15 protein-coding genes and 1 pseudogene are annotated in these 17,392 nt (G+C 65.0%); 10 read left to right on the top strand and 6 right to left on the bottom strand.

What is annotated here, in order from left to right; genetic code table 11:
- The first annotated feature begins 1 nt into the window (after position 1).
- Both AWB81_RS13360 and AWB81_RS13355 read left to right on the top strand, forming a co-directional pair.
- Positions 2 to 2,577: pseudogene (locus AWB81_RS13360) on the top strand (circularly permuted type 2 ATP-grasp protein).
- A complete protein-coding gene (locus tag AWB81_RS13355; RefSeq protein ID WP_062636024.1) occupies positions 2,574 to 3,521 on the top strand; it encodes a transglutaminase family protein in 948 nt (315 codons plus the stop codon). The pseudogene AWB81_RS13360 and the gene AWB81_RS13355 overlap by 4 nt, the downstream one beginning before the upstream one ends.
- Here the strand turns inward: AWB81_RS13355 and AWB81_RS13350 are convergent.
- The 5 genes from AWB81_RS13350 to AWB81_RS13330 all read right to left on the bottom strand — a co-directional run bounded on the left by AWB81_RS13350 (position 3,518) and on the right by AWB81_RS13330 (position 8,955).
- A complete protein-coding gene (locus AWB81_RS13350; protein WP_062636021.1) occupies positions 3,518 to 4,246 on the bottom strand; it encodes a TetR family transcriptional regulator in 729 nt (242 codons plus the stop codon). The genes AWB81_RS13355 and AWB81_RS13350 overlap by 4 nt on opposite strands.
- A 74-nt stretch (positions 4,247 to 4,320) precedes the next feature.
- Positions 4,321 to 5,238, bottom strand: a complete 918-nt coding sequence (locus AWB81_RS13345) for an ABC transporter permease (RefSeq protein WP_062636019.1) — start codon at positions 5,236 to 5,238, stop codon at positions 4,321 to 4,323.
- The gene (locus AWB81_RS13340) at positions 5,235 to 6,353 is read right to left on the bottom strand and encodes an ABC transporter permease (RefSeq protein ID WP_087134956.1); all 1,119 of its coding nucleotides are present in this window, start codon (positions 6,351 to 6,353) and stop codon (positions 5,235 to 5,237) included. Before AWB81_RS13340 ends, AWB81_RS13345 begins: the two co-directional genes overlap by 4 nt.
- On the bottom strand, positions 6,350 to 7,933 hold the full coding sequence (locus AWB81_RS13335) for an ABC transporter ATP-binding protein (protein ID WP_062636017.1): 1,584 nt from the start codon (positions 7,931 to 7,933) through the stop codon (positions 6,350 to 6,352). The genes AWB81_RS13340 and AWB81_RS13335 overlap by 4 nt, the downstream gene beginning before the upstream one ends.
- Entirely contained in the window at positions 7,930 to 8,955 is a 1,026-nt protein-coding gene (locus AWB81_RS13330) for a BMP family protein (RefSeq protein ID WP_062636015.1), read from the bottom strand. Before AWB81_RS13330 ends, AWB81_RS13335 begins: the two co-directional genes overlap by 4 nt.
- A gap of 206 nt (positions 8,956 to 9,161) precedes the next feature.
- Here AWB81_RS13330 and AWB81_RS13325 point away from each other — a divergent pair, with 206 nt between their 5' ends.
- The 8 genes from AWB81_RS13325 (at position 9,162) to AWB81_RS13290 (ending at position 16,635) form a co-directional block, all read left to right on the top strand.
- The gene (locus AWB81_RS13325) at positions 9,162 to 9,968 is read left to right on the top strand and encodes a cysteine hydrolase family protein (protein WP_062636163.1); all 807 of its coding nucleotides are present in this window, start codon (positions 9,162 to 9,164) and stop codon (positions 9,966 to 9,968) included.
- The gene (locus AWB81_RS13320; RefSeq protein WP_062636013.1) at positions 9,965 to 11,125 is read left to right on the top strand and encodes an amidase; all 1,161 of its coding nucleotides are present in this window, start codon (positions 9,965 to 9,967) and stop codon (positions 11,123 to 11,125) included. The genes AWB81_RS13325 and AWB81_RS13320 overlap by 4 nt, the downstream gene beginning before the upstream one ends.
- Positions 11,126 to 11,134: 9 nt before the next feature.
- The gene (locus tag AWB81_RS13315; protein WP_087134955.1) at positions 11,135 to 11,341 is read left to right on the top strand and encodes a DUF4089 domain-containing protein; all 207 of its coding nucleotides are present in this window, start codon (positions 11,135 to 11,137) and stop codon (positions 11,339 to 11,341) included.
- Positions 11,338 to 12,753, top strand: coding sequence for an AtzE family amidohydrolase (locus AWB81_RS13310; protein ID WP_062636011.1), 1,416 nt, complete (start codon positions 11,338 to 11,340; stop codon positions 12,751 to 12,753). Before AWB81_RS13315 ends, AWB81_RS13310 begins: the two co-directional genes overlap by 4 nt.
- Complete coding sequence (gene hpxZ / locus AWB81_RS13305) at positions 12,750 to 13,133, top strand: oxalurate catabolism protein HpxZ (RefSeq protein ID WP_062636009.1); 384 nt, start codon at positions 12,750 to 12,752, stop codon at positions 13,131 to 13,133. The genes AWB81_RS13310 and hpxZ overlap by 4 nt, the downstream gene beginning before the upstream one ends.
- Before the next feature lie 210 nt (positions 13,134 to 13,343).
- Positions 13,344 to 13,790 carry a YybH family protein gene (locus AWB81_RS13300; RefSeq protein WP_062636006.1) on the top strand — a complete coding sequence of 149 codons (447 nt, stop codon included), beginning with the start codon at positions 13,344 to 13,346 and terminating at the stop codon, positions 13,788 to 13,790.
- A gap of 200 nt (positions 13,791 to 13,990) precedes the next feature.
- On the top strand, positions 13,991 to 15,202 hold the full coding sequence (locus tag AWB81_RS13295; RefSeq protein WP_062636004.1) for a putative DNA modification/repair radical SAM protein: 1,212 nt from the start codon (positions 13,991 to 13,993) through the stop codon (positions 15,200 to 15,202).
- On the top strand, positions 15,202 to 16,635 hold the full coding sequence (locus AWB81_RS13290; RefSeq protein ID WP_062636002.1) for a UdgX family uracil-DNA binding protein: 1,434 nt from the start codon (positions 15,202 to 15,204) through the stop codon (positions 16,633 to 16,635). The genes AWB81_RS13295 and AWB81_RS13290 overlap by 1 nt, the downstream gene beginning before the upstream one ends.
- A 14-nt stretch (positions 16,636 to 16,649) precedes the next feature.
- Here AWB81_RS13290 and AWB81_RS13285 read toward each other — a convergent pair whose 3' ends face one another.
- On the bottom strand, positions 16,650 to 17,375 hold the full coding sequence (locus AWB81_RS13285) for a GntR family transcriptional regulator (RefSeq protein WP_062635999.1): 726 nt from the start codon (positions 17,373 to 17,375) through the stop codon (positions 16,650 to 16,652).
- Positions 17,376 to 17,392 lie beyond the last annotated feature (17 nt).

Genomic DNA, 17,392 nt, shown 5'->3' with positions numbered 1-17,392 from the left:
CTTGGCCGTTCAAACCTCACTCCCTTTCGAAGAAGTCGCGGTTCGCGCGAAGGTCTCATCGCCTTTGCGCGCGCTGCCGGTAAGGGAGGGACACTGGGACGAACTGCGTGATGCATCGGGTCAGTTGCGTCCCACCTGGCGGCGCTTCTTCGATCTGCTCGGCGACGAAGGCATCGCCGGTCTCGATCACGCGGTCGACTCCATCGCGCAGCAGGTGCGCGACAACGACATCAGCTACAACGTCTACGCGGATAACGGCGAGCCTCGTCCGTGGGCGCTGGACCTGTTGCCGTTCCTCATCGACGAAGCCGAGTGGGCGAAGCTGGAGCGCGCGATCAGGCAGCGCGCGACCCTGCTCAATGCCATCGTGAAGGATGTCTACGGGCCGCAGACGCTCCTGCATAAGGGCTTTTTGCCGCCTGCGCTGGTCTTCGGCCACCCCGGTTATCTGCGCTCGGTGAAGGGTTTCGTGCCGCCGGGCGGTCAGTATCTGCAACTGGTCGCGGTGGATCTCGCGCGCGCGCCGAGCGGCGAGTGGGTCATCATGGCGCATCGCACCGAGGCGCCGTCGGGGCTCGGCTATGCGCTTGAGAACCGGCTGATCGTCGCGGGCGTATTCGCCGACCAGTTCCGCTCGATGCGCGTGCAACGCCTCGCGCCGTTCTATCGCGGCTGATCGCGTCGCTCGTCGAAGGCGGGCGCGCGGCGATGCGCGGCGAGGAAGGCTCGCCGCATATCGCGCTGCTCACGCCGGGCCCGTTCAGCGAAACCTTCTTCGAGCACGCGTTCCTTGCGCGCTACCTCGGCGTGACGCTCGTCGAAGGCAAGGACCTGACGGTGCGCGACGACAAGCTGTTCCTCAAGACCTTCGCGGGTCTCGAGCGCGTGCACGTGCTCTTGCGGCGTCTCGACGACGCGTTCTGCGATCCCGTCGAACTGCGCGCGGATTCGAGCATCGGCGTGCCGGGTCTCTTGCAGGTGATGCGCGCGGGCAACGTGATGGTGTCGAACGTGCCGGGCTCGGGCTTCGTCGAATCGCCGGCGCTGCATGGCTTCCTGCCCGCCATCTCGCATTCGCTGCTGGGCGAGCGGCTCGAACTGCCGAGCGTGCCGACGTGGTGGTGCGGCGAGGCGGCGGCGCGCGAGGCGGCGCTCGAATCGCTCGACGAAGCGTTCGTGATTCCCACGTGGCCGGGCGTCGAGATGAACGGACGCAGTCCGCGCGGTTTCGGCGACGGTCTGCAGCCGCTTGCCAAGTGGGAAAAGCGCATCGAGGCGATGCCCGATGCCTTCACGATCCAGGAACTGTTTCCCGGCTCGCACGCGCCGCGTTACGAGGAGAGCACGATCGCGGGGCGTTCCAGCGTGCTGCGCGTCTACGCGATTGCCGACATGGAAGGCGGCTGGTCGGTGATGCCGGGTGGCTTCACGCGTCTCGGCGCGGAACGGCAGCCGTCGGTATCGATGCAATATGGCAGCAGCAGCGTCGATACGTGGGTGCTGTCGAGCCATCCGAGTTCGACGCTCTCGCTGCTGCCCACGCCGATGACGCCCGACGACCTCGCGCGCAAGCACCGCACGGTGTCGAGCCGAGCCGCGGAGAACCTGTTCTGGGCCGGACGCTATGGCGAGCGCGCGGAGAACAACACGCGGCTGATGCGCGTGATCCTGTCGTCCCTTGAGAGCAACGACGCGGAAGGCCTGCTCGACACGATGGTCGATCTCGCGTGGCAATGCGGCCTCTTGCCGCCGGGCGCGCCGCGCGGCGGCTATACGTCGGCTTCGCTGGAACGGATGCTTGTCGCGAATCTCGGCGAGGGCAGCACGGCGTCGAGCATCGGGCAGAATCTCGCGAGCCAGGCGCGCGCGAGTGGCGAGATCCGCGGGCGCCTCTCGACCGATCACTGGCGCACGATCCTCACGGCGCGCAACGATTTCCGCGATGCGATCCAGGCGCTGCATCCGGTGCGCGGCATCGAACGCTACGACCGCGTGCTGCTCACGCGCACGCTCGAAACGCTCTCGTCGCAACTGCTCGCGATCAGCGGCGCGCAGGGCGACCGCATGACGCGTGACGAGGCATGGCGGCTGGTGTTCGCGGGGCGGCACATCGAGCGCGTCGCGACGATGGCTACGTTCCTGCGCACGGCGGTGAAGCATCGGCAGATCGCGACGCCCGGCGGTTTCGACCTGCTGCTGCAACTCTTCGACAGCACACTTACGTACCGCTCGCTGTATCCGGGACGCTTCGAAGTGCCGCCGCTGATCGACCTGTTGGTCGTCGAGCCGACCAATCCGCGCGGTCTTTACGGCGTGTACAAGCGCCTGTGCACGAAGCTCGTCGAGATTTCGCAGGCGGCTGGACGCGGCGCGCACAGCGACTTCAGCGAGGCAACGCTTTACGCGGCGTCGCTGCGCAATCTCGGAGCGCTCTGCACCACCGACGCCGACGGCATGCACGCCGAACTCGTCGCGGTCTGCGACGAACTGGAGGCACAGGTGAGCGCGGCCGCGCACGAAATCAGCGCGCGCTATTTCAGCCACGCGAAGACGCAATCCCTGCAGGTGTCGTCGTGACAATTGATAAAGCCGTGTTGTCTGTGTCGCACCGGACGACTTACCGCTACTCCACCTACGTCGAGACTGCGCAGCATCTCGCGACGATCCGCCCGCAGAACACGGCGTGGCAGCGCGTGATCGCGCACGAGGAGAGCATCGAGCCGGTGCCGTCGTATATCAACAGCCGCGTCGATGCGTTCGGCAACGACGTGCTGTATTTTTCGCTGGAGTCGCCGCACCGGTCGCTGCAGATGATCAGCGAGACGACCGTCGAGTTGACGCCGCGCTGGGCATCGCTCGATCCGGCCGCGACGCCGGCATGGGACACCGTCGCGGCGAGCACGCGTTTTTGCGCCGGCGCGCCGTTCGTGCCGGAGACGGAGTTCTGCTTCGCGTCGCCGAATATCGGATTGCGGCAGGACTTGCAGGAATACGGGCTCGTCAGCTTTACGCCGGGCCGCCCGCTCGCCGAAGGTGCGATTGACCTGATGCATCGCATTTATGCGGACTTCAAATACCGGCCGCTCTCCACGTCATACGATACGCCCGCGCATCAGGCGTTCGAACTGAAGAGCGGCGTGTGTCAGGACTTCGCGCAGGTGATGATCGGGTGCATGCGCGCGATCGGACTGCCCGCGCGGTATGTGAGCGGCTATCTGCGAAACGATCCGCCGCCGGGGCAGGTCAAGCTCATCGGGGCGGATGCTTCGCATGCGTGGGTGTCGGTGTTTTGCCCGGGTAGCGGGTGGATCGATCTTGATCCTACCAATGATGTGCTCGCCGACCTCGATCACATTACGCTCGCTATCGGCCGGGACTATAGCGACGTTTCACTTCTGCGCGGGCTGATTCTTGGCGGTGGTTCGCACCGGGTGGACGTGGGCGTTACCGTGCTCGGGCTCGAAGGTGATGATTCAAATCCTGAGCCCGAAGCGGAACCCGAACCCGAACCCGAACCCTAAGCGCTGGCAACCGCGAGCGGCTGACGTACCGTCCCCTTCCTAAGAAAGCCGCGCACCAGTTCATGCGCCTGCTCCTTATGTGCCACTTGCCAACTCGCAGCGAGCATGTCGGTATCGAACATGCGGGATAGCGTGTAGGCATTCGACTTGTGAAAATAAGCAAGGCTGACGAGCGTGACATAGAGATGCAACGGATCGATGCCGCGCCGCAACGTCCCGCCGGTCTCGCCGCGCCTGATCAAGGTACGCAATTTATCGAGCACCGGCGACGACATCGCCTGAATCACTTTCGAGAGCTTCAGATACCGCGCCCGGTTGAGGTTCTCCCACGAAAGCAGACAAAGCAATTCAGGGTGCGCGGAAAAATGACCTTCGGTGAAGTCGTAAAGCTGGATGATTCCGGCGGCAGGATCGACGGTATGCACATCTAGCGTGACCGCGAGTTCCGCCTCGCGCAGCCGCGCGAGCACATGCTCCAGCACTTCGACGTACAGCTTCTCCTTGCCGCCGAAGTAGTGGTAAATCATCCGGATGTTGACCTTCGACCGGCTCGCGATCGTCTCGACCCGCGCGCCGCTATAACCCTTGTCCGCGAATTCGCGGATCGCGATCTTCAGCATGCGCTCGCGCGTCTTCGAGGCGAGTTGTTGCCGGCGGGTGGCCGGCGCAGCCGGCATATCGGCGGAAAGCGCTTTGGCAGACGATGACGGCTTCTTGCTTGGCATGGACAGTGTCGAATGGTTGGGCGGACGGCAATCGATACACATCGATGATGTCCGCGATGGTACTCCGTCCGACGTCATCGGCGAAACGGCTGCGTAAGCGCGGGCGGCGCGGTCTGCCGTCCGATGAGCCCCGCCACCGCGACGAGCGCGAGCAGATACGGAAGCATGATGAGAAGCGCAGTCGGTACGTGAATGCCGAACATCGGCAACTGGAACTGCATAGCGGTCGCGGCGCCGAAGAGCAGGCACGCGAGCGCCGTGCGACCGATCTTCCAGTTGCCGAAGATGATCGCGGCGATCGCGAGATAACCGGTGCCGTTCGTCATGCCTTCGGTGAACGTGTGGATATCGCCGATGGAAATGAAGCAGCCGGCCGCTGCCGACATCACGCCCGAGAACACCACAGCGCCATAGCGCAAGCGCGCGACCGACAACCCCGACTGATCGACCGCACGCGGCGCGACGCCGGCCGCATGGAGCGCAATGCCGAGCGCGGTGCGCCGCATCACGATGGACGTCGCGATCAGCACAGCGAGTCCCGCGTACAGCAGCCACACCTGATGAAACACGGGTTCGCCGATCACCGGCAGGTGCCCGAGCCCGGGCGGCGACCAGCGGGAAAGGCCCGGAATCACGGCGCTCGAGCGCTCGCCGAACACTTCGCGATACGCGAGCGTCGTGCCCCCGAGTGCCAGGATGTTGATGCCGATGCCGGTCACGATCTGATTCGCTCGCAGCGTAATGCTCAGGAACGCCTGCAACAGCGCGAGCGGAATCACGCTGATCACGCCGCACACGAGCCCGATTCCGGGATTGCCGGTCAGCCAGGAAAACGTCGCGCCGAGAAACGCGCCGGTCAGCATCATGCCCTCGACACTCATGTTGAGCACCCCCGCGCGCTCGCTGATGAGTTCGCCGGTTGCGGCGAGCATCATCGGTGCGGCGAGGCGGATCGAGGCGCCCGCAAAAACGGCCAGAAGCTCGATGTTCATTGACGTGCTCCCTTGCGTTCGAGCCACATCGCGCCGCCCGCCAGCGCGACCGTGACGATGCCCTGCACGATCAGCACCAGCGCCGAGGGCACCGATGCGACCATTTCCATGTTGATGCCGCCCGAACGCAGGAAGCCGAAGAGCAGCGCAGCGGCGAAGACGCCGACGATCGAATCGCGCGCGAGCAGACCGACCACGAGTCCGTCGAAACCGTAACCCGACGAGAAGCCCGCCTTCAGCGAGTACTGGTCGCCTTGCAGCATCAGCGCACCCGCGAGCCCGCCGAACGCGCCGGCGAGCGAGAGCGCGCCGACCAGCGCCGACGTGATCGGCAGACCAGCACGCCGCGCGGCGACCGGGTTCAGCCCGGCGGCGCGCAAGCACAACCCGAAGCGCGTGCGCCGCAGCATCACGGCGGAGGCCACCGCAAGCACGAGCGTGAGCGGCAATCCGATGGTGAGGTTCATGCCGCTAGCGGCAAGTACGGCCGGCAGCTTGGTCGCGTCCGGAATTTCGAGCGATTCGGGCAGCGTCGCGCCGCTCGTCATCGGCTGGCGCAGGAGCGCTTCGCTCTGCACGCACCAGTAGAGCAGCCATACGGCGATGAACGAGAGCAGCAGCGTGCTGATCACTTCGTTGGTGCCGGCCTTCGCCTTCAGCACGCCCGGCACGCCGCCCCAGACCGCGCCCGCTGCAGCCGCGGTCAGCATCGGCACGATGAACGAAAGTCCGAACGGAAGATGCGCGCATCCGCCGTAGAGGCTCATTGCGGTGGCCGCAATGCCGCCGATCGCGATCTGTCCTTCGCCGCCGACGTTCGTGAGCCGCGCGCGGTTCGCGATCACGAAGCCCGTGCCGACGAGCGCGAACGCGAGGCTCCGGTTGATCGACGCGCCGATGGCGTAAGGCGAGCCCCAAGCGCCGTCGGCGAAGGCGGCGATCGCGTCGCGGATCGGCACGCCGACGACGGCGATCAGCAGCAGCGCCGCAACGAGTGCCAGCCCGACCGATGCGCCGACCACCAGCGCGACACGCACTTGCGGGGAAGCGTTGCCGTTGCCGCGCTTGATGCGCAAGCGGGCGAGGGTGCCATGCAGGTTCAGATCGGGATTCATGCAGTGTCTCCCGAGCCCGCCATCCATGCGCCGATGCGTCCGCGATTGGCCGCATCGGGCGTGCAGCTGCCCATGATGCGTCCGCGGTACAGCACGACGATGCGATCGGCGACGCTCATCAGTTCGTCGAGTTCGGATGAGATCAGGAGCACACCGACGCCGCGCTCACGCGCCGCGCGGATGTGCGTATAAACAGCGGCGACCGCGCCGACGTCGAGCCCGCGCGTCGGTTGCGCGGCGAGCAGGAAGACGAGCGGATCGAGCGACAGCTCGCGCGCGAGCACCGCCTTCTGCTGGTTGCCGCCCGAGAGGCCGCCGAACAGTGCGTCGGGGCCGCTCGCGCGTACGTCGAAGCGCGCCATCAGGTCGAGCGCGGCGGCACGCATCGCGCGTCGCCTCAGGAAGCCGTACTGCGCGTAGCGGTCGAGGTGATTGATGAGCAGGTTGTCGGCGAGGCTCATGCCCGTTACGCAGCCCACCGCATGCCGGTCCTCGGGCACGATGCCGACGCCCGCGCGCGTGAGTTCTCGCGGGCTCGCGTTCGTCATGTCGCGGCCCGCAATGAAGAAGCGGCCCGACGCCGCGGGCATCATGCCCGCGAGCACGGCGCCGAGTTCGGTCTGACCATTGCCCTCGACGCCCGCGATGCCCACGATCTCGCCGCGATTCACGACGAGCGTGCAGTCCGACAAGCGCGCGACGCCTTCGGCATCGCGCGCGGAGAGGCCGTCGATCTGCAGGACTTCGTCGTCGAGCGGGCGCGAGTAGGGCGAGGTCTCGCGAAGTTGTGCGAGCGAGAGGCGGCTCGCCATGTCTTCGCTGTCGTCCGGTGCTTCCGCGCGATGGATCATCGCGTGCACGAGATGATCGATGTCCGTCGAGGGCGAGGCCGAGCGCGCGACGACGCGTCCCGATTGCAGCACGGTCGCATGAGTCGCGATTCGGCATATTTCCTTCAGCTTGTGCGTGACGAGCACGACCGCGCAGCCGCGCTCGGCGACGCGCGCGCAGGTATCGAGCAACGCATCGATCTCGGCGGGCAGCAGCACGGCGGTGGGTTCGTCGAGCAAGAGAAGACGCGGCTCGCGCATCAGGCACTTGACGATCTCCACACGCTGACGCTCGCCAACCGACAGGTCGGAGATACGCACGTCGAGCGCGAGATCGAGGCCGACGCTCGCGAGTACCGTCTGCACTTCCTTCGTGCGTGCCGCGCGATCGAGAAAGCCGCGCGACTGGCCGAGCAGAAGGTTGTCGAGCACGCTTGCGTCATCGACGAGGCTGAAGTGCTGGTGAACCATCGCGATCCCGGCTCCAAGCGCCTCGCGCGGATTGCGCGGCCGGTAAGTCGCGCCATCGACGCGCATCGTCCCCGCGTCCGGCTGGTGCACGCCGAAGATCACGTTGCAGAGCGTCGACTTGCCCGCGCCGTTTTCGCCGATGAGGCAATGCACGTCGCCGGGCATTAGGTCGAGCGACACGTCGTCGAGCGCCTGGAACGCGCCGAAGCGCTTGCCGATGCCCGCGAGCGAGAGGATCGGTGCCGCGTCGGTGCGCGGCGCAAGGGCGGCGGCGTTCATCCTTCCGAGACCTTGATCTTGCCGCTCAGGATGTCGTCTTCGATCTGCTTGATCTTTGCCTGCATCGCGGGCGTTGTCTGGCACACGGCCATGCCGGATGCCTTCGGTCCCATCGCGAGGCCGAACGCCTTGTAGCCCGGCTGCCACGAACCCTTCTCGAGTTGCTCGATCGCGTATTGCGCCTGGTAACCGACGCCCGTGATGCTGTACGCGACATAGAGCGCGTCGGTGCCGCAGCGGTCCGTATAGCTGCCGATGATGTGCGTGTTCTTTTCCTTCGCCGCCTGTTCGAGGCCGCGCAGGCCGAGGTTCAGGATGTGATAGTGGACGTCGGCACCCTGTGCGATGGCCGCGGCGGTCGCTTCGCGGGCCTTCGCGACGTTGTCGAAGTCGCCGGTGTAGCTCTCGAAGTACTTGATCTTCGGATTGATGTAGCGCGCGCCGTTGCCGAACTCCTTGCCCGCGTTGACGATGGACGGAATCTCCATGCCGCCGACGTAGCTGACCGCATTCGACTTCGACAGCATCGCGGCGGTGGCGCCCGCGACGAACGCGATCTCGGCCTGTTTGACGTCATAGCCCGCGACGTTCGGCGGCATCGTCTCGCCCTTGCTGCCGCCGACGATGGAGAACTTCACGTTGGGAAAGCGCTTCGCGACCTTCAGCACCGCAGCCTGCGTCTGCCCGCCGACACCGATCACGAGCTGGTTTTTCGTCGCGAGATTCGTGAGCGCCTGCTCCATGTCCGCGTAGTTGATGTTCTCGATGATCTGCGTCTTGAGCTTGGGACCGAATTCCTTCTGCGCGGCGACGACGCCCTCGTAGCCCGACTCCATCCAGCCCTTGTCGGTCTTCGAGCCGGGGATCAGCACGCCGACACGCATTGCTTCGTCGGCGGCATGTGCCTTCGTCATGAAGAACGCGGGCGCACTGATCGCGCTCAGCGCCACGACGACGAGCGTGCGTGCAATCAAGCGGCGGTTCCGGGCGCGCTGCGAAGGTTGTTGTGATCCAGTCATCACTGGCACTCCTTTTGCGTTGGATTTGGGTAAGTAGGTTATTCATGAACGATATCGTCAATGCAACTTCGATGCCATGCACGCCTGACGATGCGTTACATGAAAGACGAAACGAACGATTGGCGATGCGCATGAAGGCTGCATCGATCGATCGTGGAAGCCAGCCGCTTCTGTTCCATATCCCTTTGAGGCACGCTTTGGAGAACACCTTGGAAAACGGCCAGAACCCAGATACGACGGCGCTTTCCGGCGCACTCGGCGTCTTCGCGCAGACGCGCTGGAGCGCCACGCAGACGCTCGTCGACATGGCGCCGACAACGCCCTCGCCACGCATTGCGACGCTCGATTCGGAGCCGCAGCAGGTGCGCTTCGACATCGAAAAAGCGGCGGTCGTCGTGATCGATATGCAGAATGACTTCTGCACCAAGGGCGGATGGGTTGCCCATCTTGGGGGCGACTACGAAGCGGATCGCGCGCCGATTGCACCATTGCAGCGCCTCCTGCCGATCGCACGCCGGCAAGGCGTGCCGGTGATCTGGGTGAACTGGGGCAATCGTCCCGACCTTGCGAACATGCCTCCCAATCAACTGCATCTGTATAAGCCGACGGGTACCGGCATCGGACTCGGCGAGCCGCTTCCCGGGCATGGCGCGCGTGTGCTCGAAAAGGATTCGTGGGCGGCGGCGGTCGTCGATGAACTCGCGCCCGAGCCGCAGGATATCCGCGTCGACAAATACCGCATCAGCGGCTTCTGGGACACGCCGCTCGACAGCATCCTGCGCAACCTCGGCACACGCACGGTGTTCTTCGCGGGCGTCAATACGGACCAGTGCGTGCTGCATACGCTCACCGATGCCAACTTTCTGGGCTACGGCTGCGTGATGCTGTCCGATTGCTGCGCGACTTCGTCGCCGGCGTTCTGCACCGAAGCGACCATCTGGAACGTGAAGAAGTGCTTCGGCTTTGTCGCGACGTCTTCGCAACTCGCCGGTGCATTGCAAGGAGAGACGCGATGAGTGCGTTCGTTCCCGGTGTGAGAGTGCATGTCGCGGCGACGTCGAGCGGTCCGCTCGACGGCTTGCGCTTCGCGGTCAAGGACCTGATCGACGTGGCGGGCGTCGTGACGGGTGGCGGCAATCCCGACTGGCTCGCGACGCACGACGCGGCCACGCGACATGCACCGTCCGTTGCGGCACTGCTCGCGGCGGGCGGATCGGTCGACGGCAAGACGATCACCGACGAACTCGCGTACAGCCTCGAAGGCGTCAACGAGCACTACGGCACTCCGCTCAATCCACGCTGGCCGCATGCGTTGCCGGGCGGGTCGTCGAGCGGATCGGCGAGTGCGGTGGCAAGCGGCGAAGTCGATTTCGCGCTCGGCACCGATACCGGCGGCTCGGTGCGCGTGCCCGCCGCGTTCTGCGGACTGTGGGGCATCCGTCCGACGCACGATGCCGTGTCGGCGGAAGGCGTGTTGCCCTTTGCGCCATGCTTCGACACGGTCGGATGGTTCACGCGTTCGGGTGAGATGCTCGCGCGGGTGGCGGACGTGCTGCTCGCGGGAACGGCGGCCGTCGATGTGCCGCCGCACATGACGCGCTGCGCGGAAGCCTTCGCGGCGCGCGCCGCGAACGAACCCGACGATGCCGCGAAACTTTCGTCGCTGGCGGCAAGCGTCGGCGCGAACGACGAGACGAGCGTCTTCGCTGGCGAGGCAGCGCAATGGCTGCATTGTTACCAGCAGCTTCAGGACGATGCGCTCCGAGCGTCGCTCGGCGCCTGGATCGACGCGACGTCTCCGCGCTTCGGGACCGCGATCGCATCGCGGTTCGCCAGGCTCGGCATGCTCGACGACGATGAAGTCGCGCGCTCCCGCGAGTTGCGCCCCACGCTCGCGGCGCGCATCGATGCGCTTGTGAGCAAAAGCGTGATCGTCCTGCCGACCACGCCGCTGGCGCTCATCGAGAAGAACGCATCGGACGAACGCATCGGCGCGTTCTATCGCGATGCGCTGACGATGGACGCGATCGCCGCGCTTGCCGGTCTGCCGCAAGTGACCGTACCGCTCGCGGACGAGCGTGATCGTCCACTGGCATTGTCCTTCATAGGGCCGCGCGGAAGCGATCGTGCGCTGATCGCGCTTCTTCGCCACCTGTTTTCATCCATTGAGTAGAGAAGCCTTATGACCGACGACATCAATACGCCGCCCGACCGGGCGACGGCCACCGCTTATGTCGATGCTGCGCTCGCGCTGCATTTTCCCTCGCTGACGGAAGCGGCCGCCGCGCGCGTGCATGAGCAGTTTACGCGCATCGCGATGCTCGCGGCACCGGTGCTGTCCTACCCGCTCAACTCCGACGACGAACCCGCACCGGTGTACCGACCATGACGGCCGCCCGCTATCCACTCGACGCCCTCGGCATCGCGCGCGCATATGCATGCGGCGAATTCACCGCACGCGAACTGATCGACGACACGTTCGGCCGCATTGAAATCGGCAACAGGCATGTCAATGCGTTTACGGCACTCACGATGGAGAGAGCGCTCGACGAAGCCGCGCAACTCGATGCGAAGCGTGCGAAGGGCGAGTCTTTGCCACCACTCGCCGGCGTGCCGTTCGCGGCGAAGAACCTGTTCGACGTGGCCGGCATCACGACTATTGCGGGGTCGCGCGTGCTTGCCGGCAACGCGCCCGCCATGACCGATTCGACGCTCGTGCGGTGCATGCGCGAGCAGGGCGCGATCATCGTCGGCGCGCTCAACATGGATGAATTTGCCTACGGCTTCACAACGGAGAACCATCACGCCGGACCGTGCCGCAATCCGCATGACCTGTCGCGCACGTCGGGGGGATCGTCGGGCGGCAGCGCGGCTGCAGTCGCCGCAGGCTTCGTCCCGGTCACGCTCGGCACCGATACGAACGGATCGGTGCGTGTGCCCGCGTCGCTCTGCGGTGTGTTCGGCGTCAAGCCGACTTATGGGCGCCTCTCGCGCCATGGCACGTTTCCGTTCGTCGCGAGCATCGATCACATGGGCGCGTTCGCACGCAACATCGACGATCTCGCCGCGACTTACGATGCATTGCAGTACATCGATCCGTACGACCCCGCGTGTTCCGCGCGCGCGATCGAGCCGGTCGGCACATCGGAGCGCAGTGGCGCGTTGCGTGTCGCGCGACTAGGCGGCTACTTCGACGACAACGCAGGCGAAGAAGCACGCGAGGCCGCGCTGGCAGCGGCGAGCGCACTTGCCGTTCAAGAGACGGTCGAGTTTCCGGATGCGGCGGCCGCGCGCGGTGCGGCGTTCATGATCAGTGCGGCAGAAGGCGGCCAGTTGCATCTGCCGACCCTGCGCACGCGATACGACGAACACGAACCTCTATCACGCGACCGTTTGATCGCGGGCGCCTTGCTTCCCGCAGCCTGGGTGCTGCAGGCGCAGCGGGTGCGCGCTGCATTGCGCAAGCGCGTGCTCGAACTGTTCGAGCACTACGATGTGCTGATCGCGCCCGCGACGCCCGTGGTCGCACCGCACATCGGACAGGAGTTCATGGAAGTCGGCGGGCAGCGTCTGGCGGTGCGTCCGAACCTCGGGCTCTTGACGCAGCCGATATCGTGTATCGGACTGCCCGTGGTTGCGGTGCCGATGCGTACCTCGACAGGTCTGCCGCTCGCCGTTCAGGTGATCGCGGCGCCTTGGCGCGAAGACCTTGCGTTCGAAGCAGCGCGCCGTCTCGTCCAGGCGCGGCTTGCCTGGTGTCCTGAACCGCCGTCGTTCGCTTCGTCAGGAGGCGCGCAATGAACGAGATCAATCGTCCCGACGTGCTTGCCGAAGTCAACACGGCCTTCGATGCTTACGAGGAGGCTCTTGTTACCAACGACGTTGCCAGGCTCGACGAGTTGTTCTTCGATTCGCCTCACACACTGCGTTATGGGGCAACGGAAAACCTCTACGGCTACGAGGCGATTCGCGCGTTTCGTGCCGCGCGTCCCGGTACGGCGCTCGCGCGCACGATCACTGCGCGCGTCGTTACCTCATATGGTGATGCATTCGCCGTCGCGAACATCGAGTTTCGTCGCGACGGCGAACCGCGCGTCGGGCGTCAGAGCCAGACATGGATGAAGACCGCCGAGGGCTGGCGCGTGGTGAGCGCCCACGTGAGCTGGATGGAGACGCGTTAAGTGCCAGATGGGGCCGCTGCGCCTTAATTGATTACAGAGAACCCGGTTCCTATACTGCTCGCGCAGACTGGTAACTGTAAGAAAGAACGACCCGACTGCCTGTCCCGGATCGGCGCGTGCGTGCGGCGCTGCGCTGGTGCTCGCCCGTCGCCGCCGCTCTGAACAAGCGCGAAGGCGTCCGGTCTGCGAATACGCCACCGGAGATATGCAATGAACAAGTCCGTCCGACATGTCGGCGCCTGCGTGCTGTTCGCGCTCGCCGCTTCGCATCCCGCTCTTGCCCAGGGCGACAAGGCAGTCGATGCAGCCAACGCCACCTGGAACAAGGCATTCAACAGCGGCAATGCGCACGCGCTCGCCGCGCTTTATGACGAAAAGGCAGTAGTCTCGCCCGGTAACGGCAAGTCGATTCAGGGTCGCGCCGAGATCGAAAAGCTCTTCAAGAGCTTCTTCGATGCGGGCGTTCACGATCACACCATCGAAGTCATTCAGGCGCGCCACAGCGGCAACACGATGTATCAGACGGCCAACTGGACTGCGGTAGCGGAGAAGGACGGCAAGAAGTCGCAATACAAGGGCGTGCTGCTCAGCGTGATGATTAAGGGCGCAGACGGCAGGTGGCACGTGACGGCGCACACATGGAACGCGATGCCGTGATGTCGCTCATGGTTGCGTGGCGAACTAGTCCGGATCGTGTCGAGCATTTGCCGAGGCGAGACGAACGCTCGCTTGCCGCTGGACAAAAGAAGGGCAACGTTCATGTGAGCGCCGCATCTTTGTCGGGCGCTGGAAACCGATTGCTTCGTGCCACGATGCGGCCTAAGATGCTGTACGCATATACAGTATCGATAGTGAGCATGGAGCTGTCCGAAAAACTCGAAATCCTCGCGGACGCGGCGAAATACGACGCCTCGTGCGCGAGCAGCGGAGCGCCCAAGCGCGCGTCGCGAGGCATCGATGGCCTCGGCGCGAGCACCGGCTCCGGGATTTGCCACAGCTTCACGCCGGACGGCCGCTGCGTGTCGCTGCTCAAGATCCTGCTGACGAACTTCTGTCTGTACGACTGCCAGTATTGCGTGAATCGCCGTTCGAGTAACGTGCCGCGCGCGCGTTTTACGCCGGAGGAAGTCGTCAGCCTCACGCTCGATTTCTATCGACGCAATTACATCGACGGCCTCTTCCTCAGCTCGGGCGTGATCCGCTCATCGAACTACACGATGGAGCAACTCGTGCGCGTCGCTAAGTCGCTGCGCGAGGAGCACCGGTTTCGCGGCTACATTCACCTGAAGACGATCCCGGACGCCGACCCCGAAGTCATCGAACAGGCGGGACGCTATGCCGACCGCCTGAGCGTCAACATCGAATTGCCGACCGAGATCAGCCTGGAGAAGCTCGCGCCCGAAAAGAACGGTCGCACGATCAAGCTTGCGATGGGATCGATCCGCCTCGCGCAGGAAGAGTCGGAGGCGGAGCCGCGTGCACCGCGCTTCGCGCCCGCGGGGCAGAGCACGCAGATGATCGTCGGTGCCGATGAAACCGATGACCGCACCATTCTCGCCACCGCCGAGACGCTGTACGGGTCGTATCGGCTCAAGCGCGTTTATTACTCGGCGTTCAGTCCGATTCCCGACAGTCCGTCGATCGTGCCGCTAAAGGCGCCGCCCCTTTTGCGCGAGCATAGGCTTTACCAGGCGGACTTTTTGATGCGCGGCTATGGTTTTTCCGCATCGGAACTGCTCGACACGCCCGGCAACCTGCCGCTCGACGTCGATCCGAAACTCGCATGGGCGCTCGCGCATCGGGAGCACTTTCCCGTCGATCTCAACACGGCGCCTGTGCGGATGATCGCGCGCATTCCGGGCATCGGCATGCGCAATGCGAAGCGGCTCGTTGAATTGCGGCGCTCGCGACGTATTCGTTATGCGGATCTCGTGCGGTTGCGTTGCGGCATGGAGAAGGTGAAGCCTTTCGTCGTCACGCAGGATTACCGGCCGCCGGTTCGCGAGGCGTCGTCGGAGCATTTGAGGCGAGCGCTCTCTGCCGCGCCGGTGCAGCTCGCGCTGCTCTGATGAAGACGATCACAATAGAAGACGAATTCGACGCGTGGCGAAGCGCGGCGCTAAGCGCGCTCTCGCAAGGACTCGCGCCGGAATCGATCGAATGGCGTACTTCGCAATCTCATGCTGCCGAACCCTCGCTGTTTGAGCCTACTGAGGCAGAGCATCACGAAGCGCAATCGCACGCGCCGACCGTGCGTGTCTCAAAGGAAGTGGCAACGCTGATCAAGGACGCCGCGCACTTCAGCGATGCGCATCGCTGGAGCTTTCTATATCGCGTGTTGTGGCGATGGGCGCAGGGTGATCGTGCGGTCGCATCGGCCGCCGATGAAGACGGCGCGCGTCTCTCTCGAATGGCGAAAGCGGTGCGACGCGCGCAGCACGACATGATCGCGTATGTGCGCTTCAGGAAGCGCGATCCATCGCTCGGTTCGCCGGAGTATGTCGCGTGGTATGAGCCGGATCACGACGTCCTCGCCTGGGGCGCCGAACATTTTGCGGGACGCATGGGCAAGTCCACGTGGCTCATCACGACGCCCTCTGGCGCTGCGATGTTCAATGGCGAGACGTTGCGGATCGAACGCCGTCCCGCCTTCGCTGCCGATCACGTGAACGACACGCCCGATTCCGCCGAAGCGCTCTGGCTCACCTACTACACGAGCACGTTTAATCCCGCGCGCCTCAACGAGGACGCGCTGGAACTGCACATGCCGGTGCGCTTCTGGAAAGGCTTGCCGGAAGGCGCGCTGATTCCGCGCCTCGTCAGCGATGCAAGAAGCGGCGCGCGGCGCGTCGCGCAGGCAAAGGGCGTCGGCGCGCTCGGCGGCAAGTCGATTCCGGTGCAGGCGAGCGAAGCGCTGCCTGAACGCGACGCGCCCACGTCGCTCGACGCATGCCGCCGCTGTGATCTCTGGCGCACGGCAACGCAGGCAGTGGCGGGGCAGGGCGACCAGCACGCGCGCATCATGCTGCTCGGCGAGCAGCCGGGCGATCAGGAGGACCTGAAGGGCGAACCGTTCGTAGGCCCCGCCGGTCGACTGCTCGATGATGCGATGCAACGGGCGGGCGTGTTGCGTAGCGATGTCTATCTGACCAACGCGGTCAAGCATTTCAAGTGGGAGCCGCGCGGCAAGCGGCGTCTGCACAAGACGCCGGGGCAGCAGGAAGTTGATGCGTGCGCTTACTGGCTCGAAAAAGAGTTGCGTACGGTGGACGCGCGCGTGATCGTCACGCTCGGCGCGACCGCGCTCAATGCGCTCGTCGGCAAGCGCGCGAGCCTGCAGTCGCATCTCGGCCGCGCGGTGCCGTTCGGCGACCGATGGATCGTCGCCACCTATCATCCATCGTATGCGCTGCGTCAGAACGACGACATGGCTCGCGAGCGAACCATCGAGACCATCGTCGCCGCGCTGCAGGAGGCGCGCAAGCTGCTGGACCAGCAGTGACCGCCTCCTCTTCCTTAAACTGACATTCCCCAGTTCGTCTCGACGAATGCTGCAAGATCGAGCGAATGCCGGCGCACAATGGCTTCCGCCAGTTCGCCGTCGCGCCGTTCGAGCGCGGCGATGATCTCTTCGTGATCCGCCATCGAACGCGACGCGCGGTCGCTTTGCGAAATCGTATGGCGACGGATTGCGCGCACGTGCGCAAAGATGTTCGATAGCGTCTGCGAGATCACCTCCGACTTCGACAGCGTAACCACAGCCTGATGGAACGCAATGTTCGCGTCGGAATAGTTGTCGATGTCGTCGGCGGGCGAGTGTTCGTGGAAGTCATGGAACATCGCCCGCAGCGAGGCGATCTCCCCGTCGGTGGCGCGCTCGGCGGCAAGGCGTGCCGCCATGCTCTCAAGCGCGGCCCACAGATGGATCATCTCGATGATCTCGGCGCGCGTCTTGCGCGTGATGTACACGCCGCGGCGCGGCACGGTGCGCAGAAATCCCTCCTGTTCCAGGAGCGTGATCGCCTCGCGCACCGGCGTGCGGCTCACGCCGAGTGCCGTCGTCAGCTTGCGCTCGTCGAGACGGATTTCCCGCTCCGAGCCGTAGATGTCCGCGTCGGCAATCGCCTGGCGCAGCTGTGTGTATGCCTGCTTTCGCAGCGGCGCGCTCGCGTCGATCGGCTCGAGCTTGCGCGCGATGGCGAGGAACGTGAGGTCCGCCTGCTCGTCGTAGGTCTCTGACATTGTCGTGTTCCTGCATT

The organism is Caballeronia arationis, assembly GCF_001544975.2.
Taxonomy (GTDB): Bacteria; Pseudomonadota; Gammaproteobacteria; order Burkholderiales; family Burkholderiaceae; genus Caballeronia; species Caballeronia arationis.
This window is presented reverse-complemented; position numbering and strand designations above follow the sequence as displayed.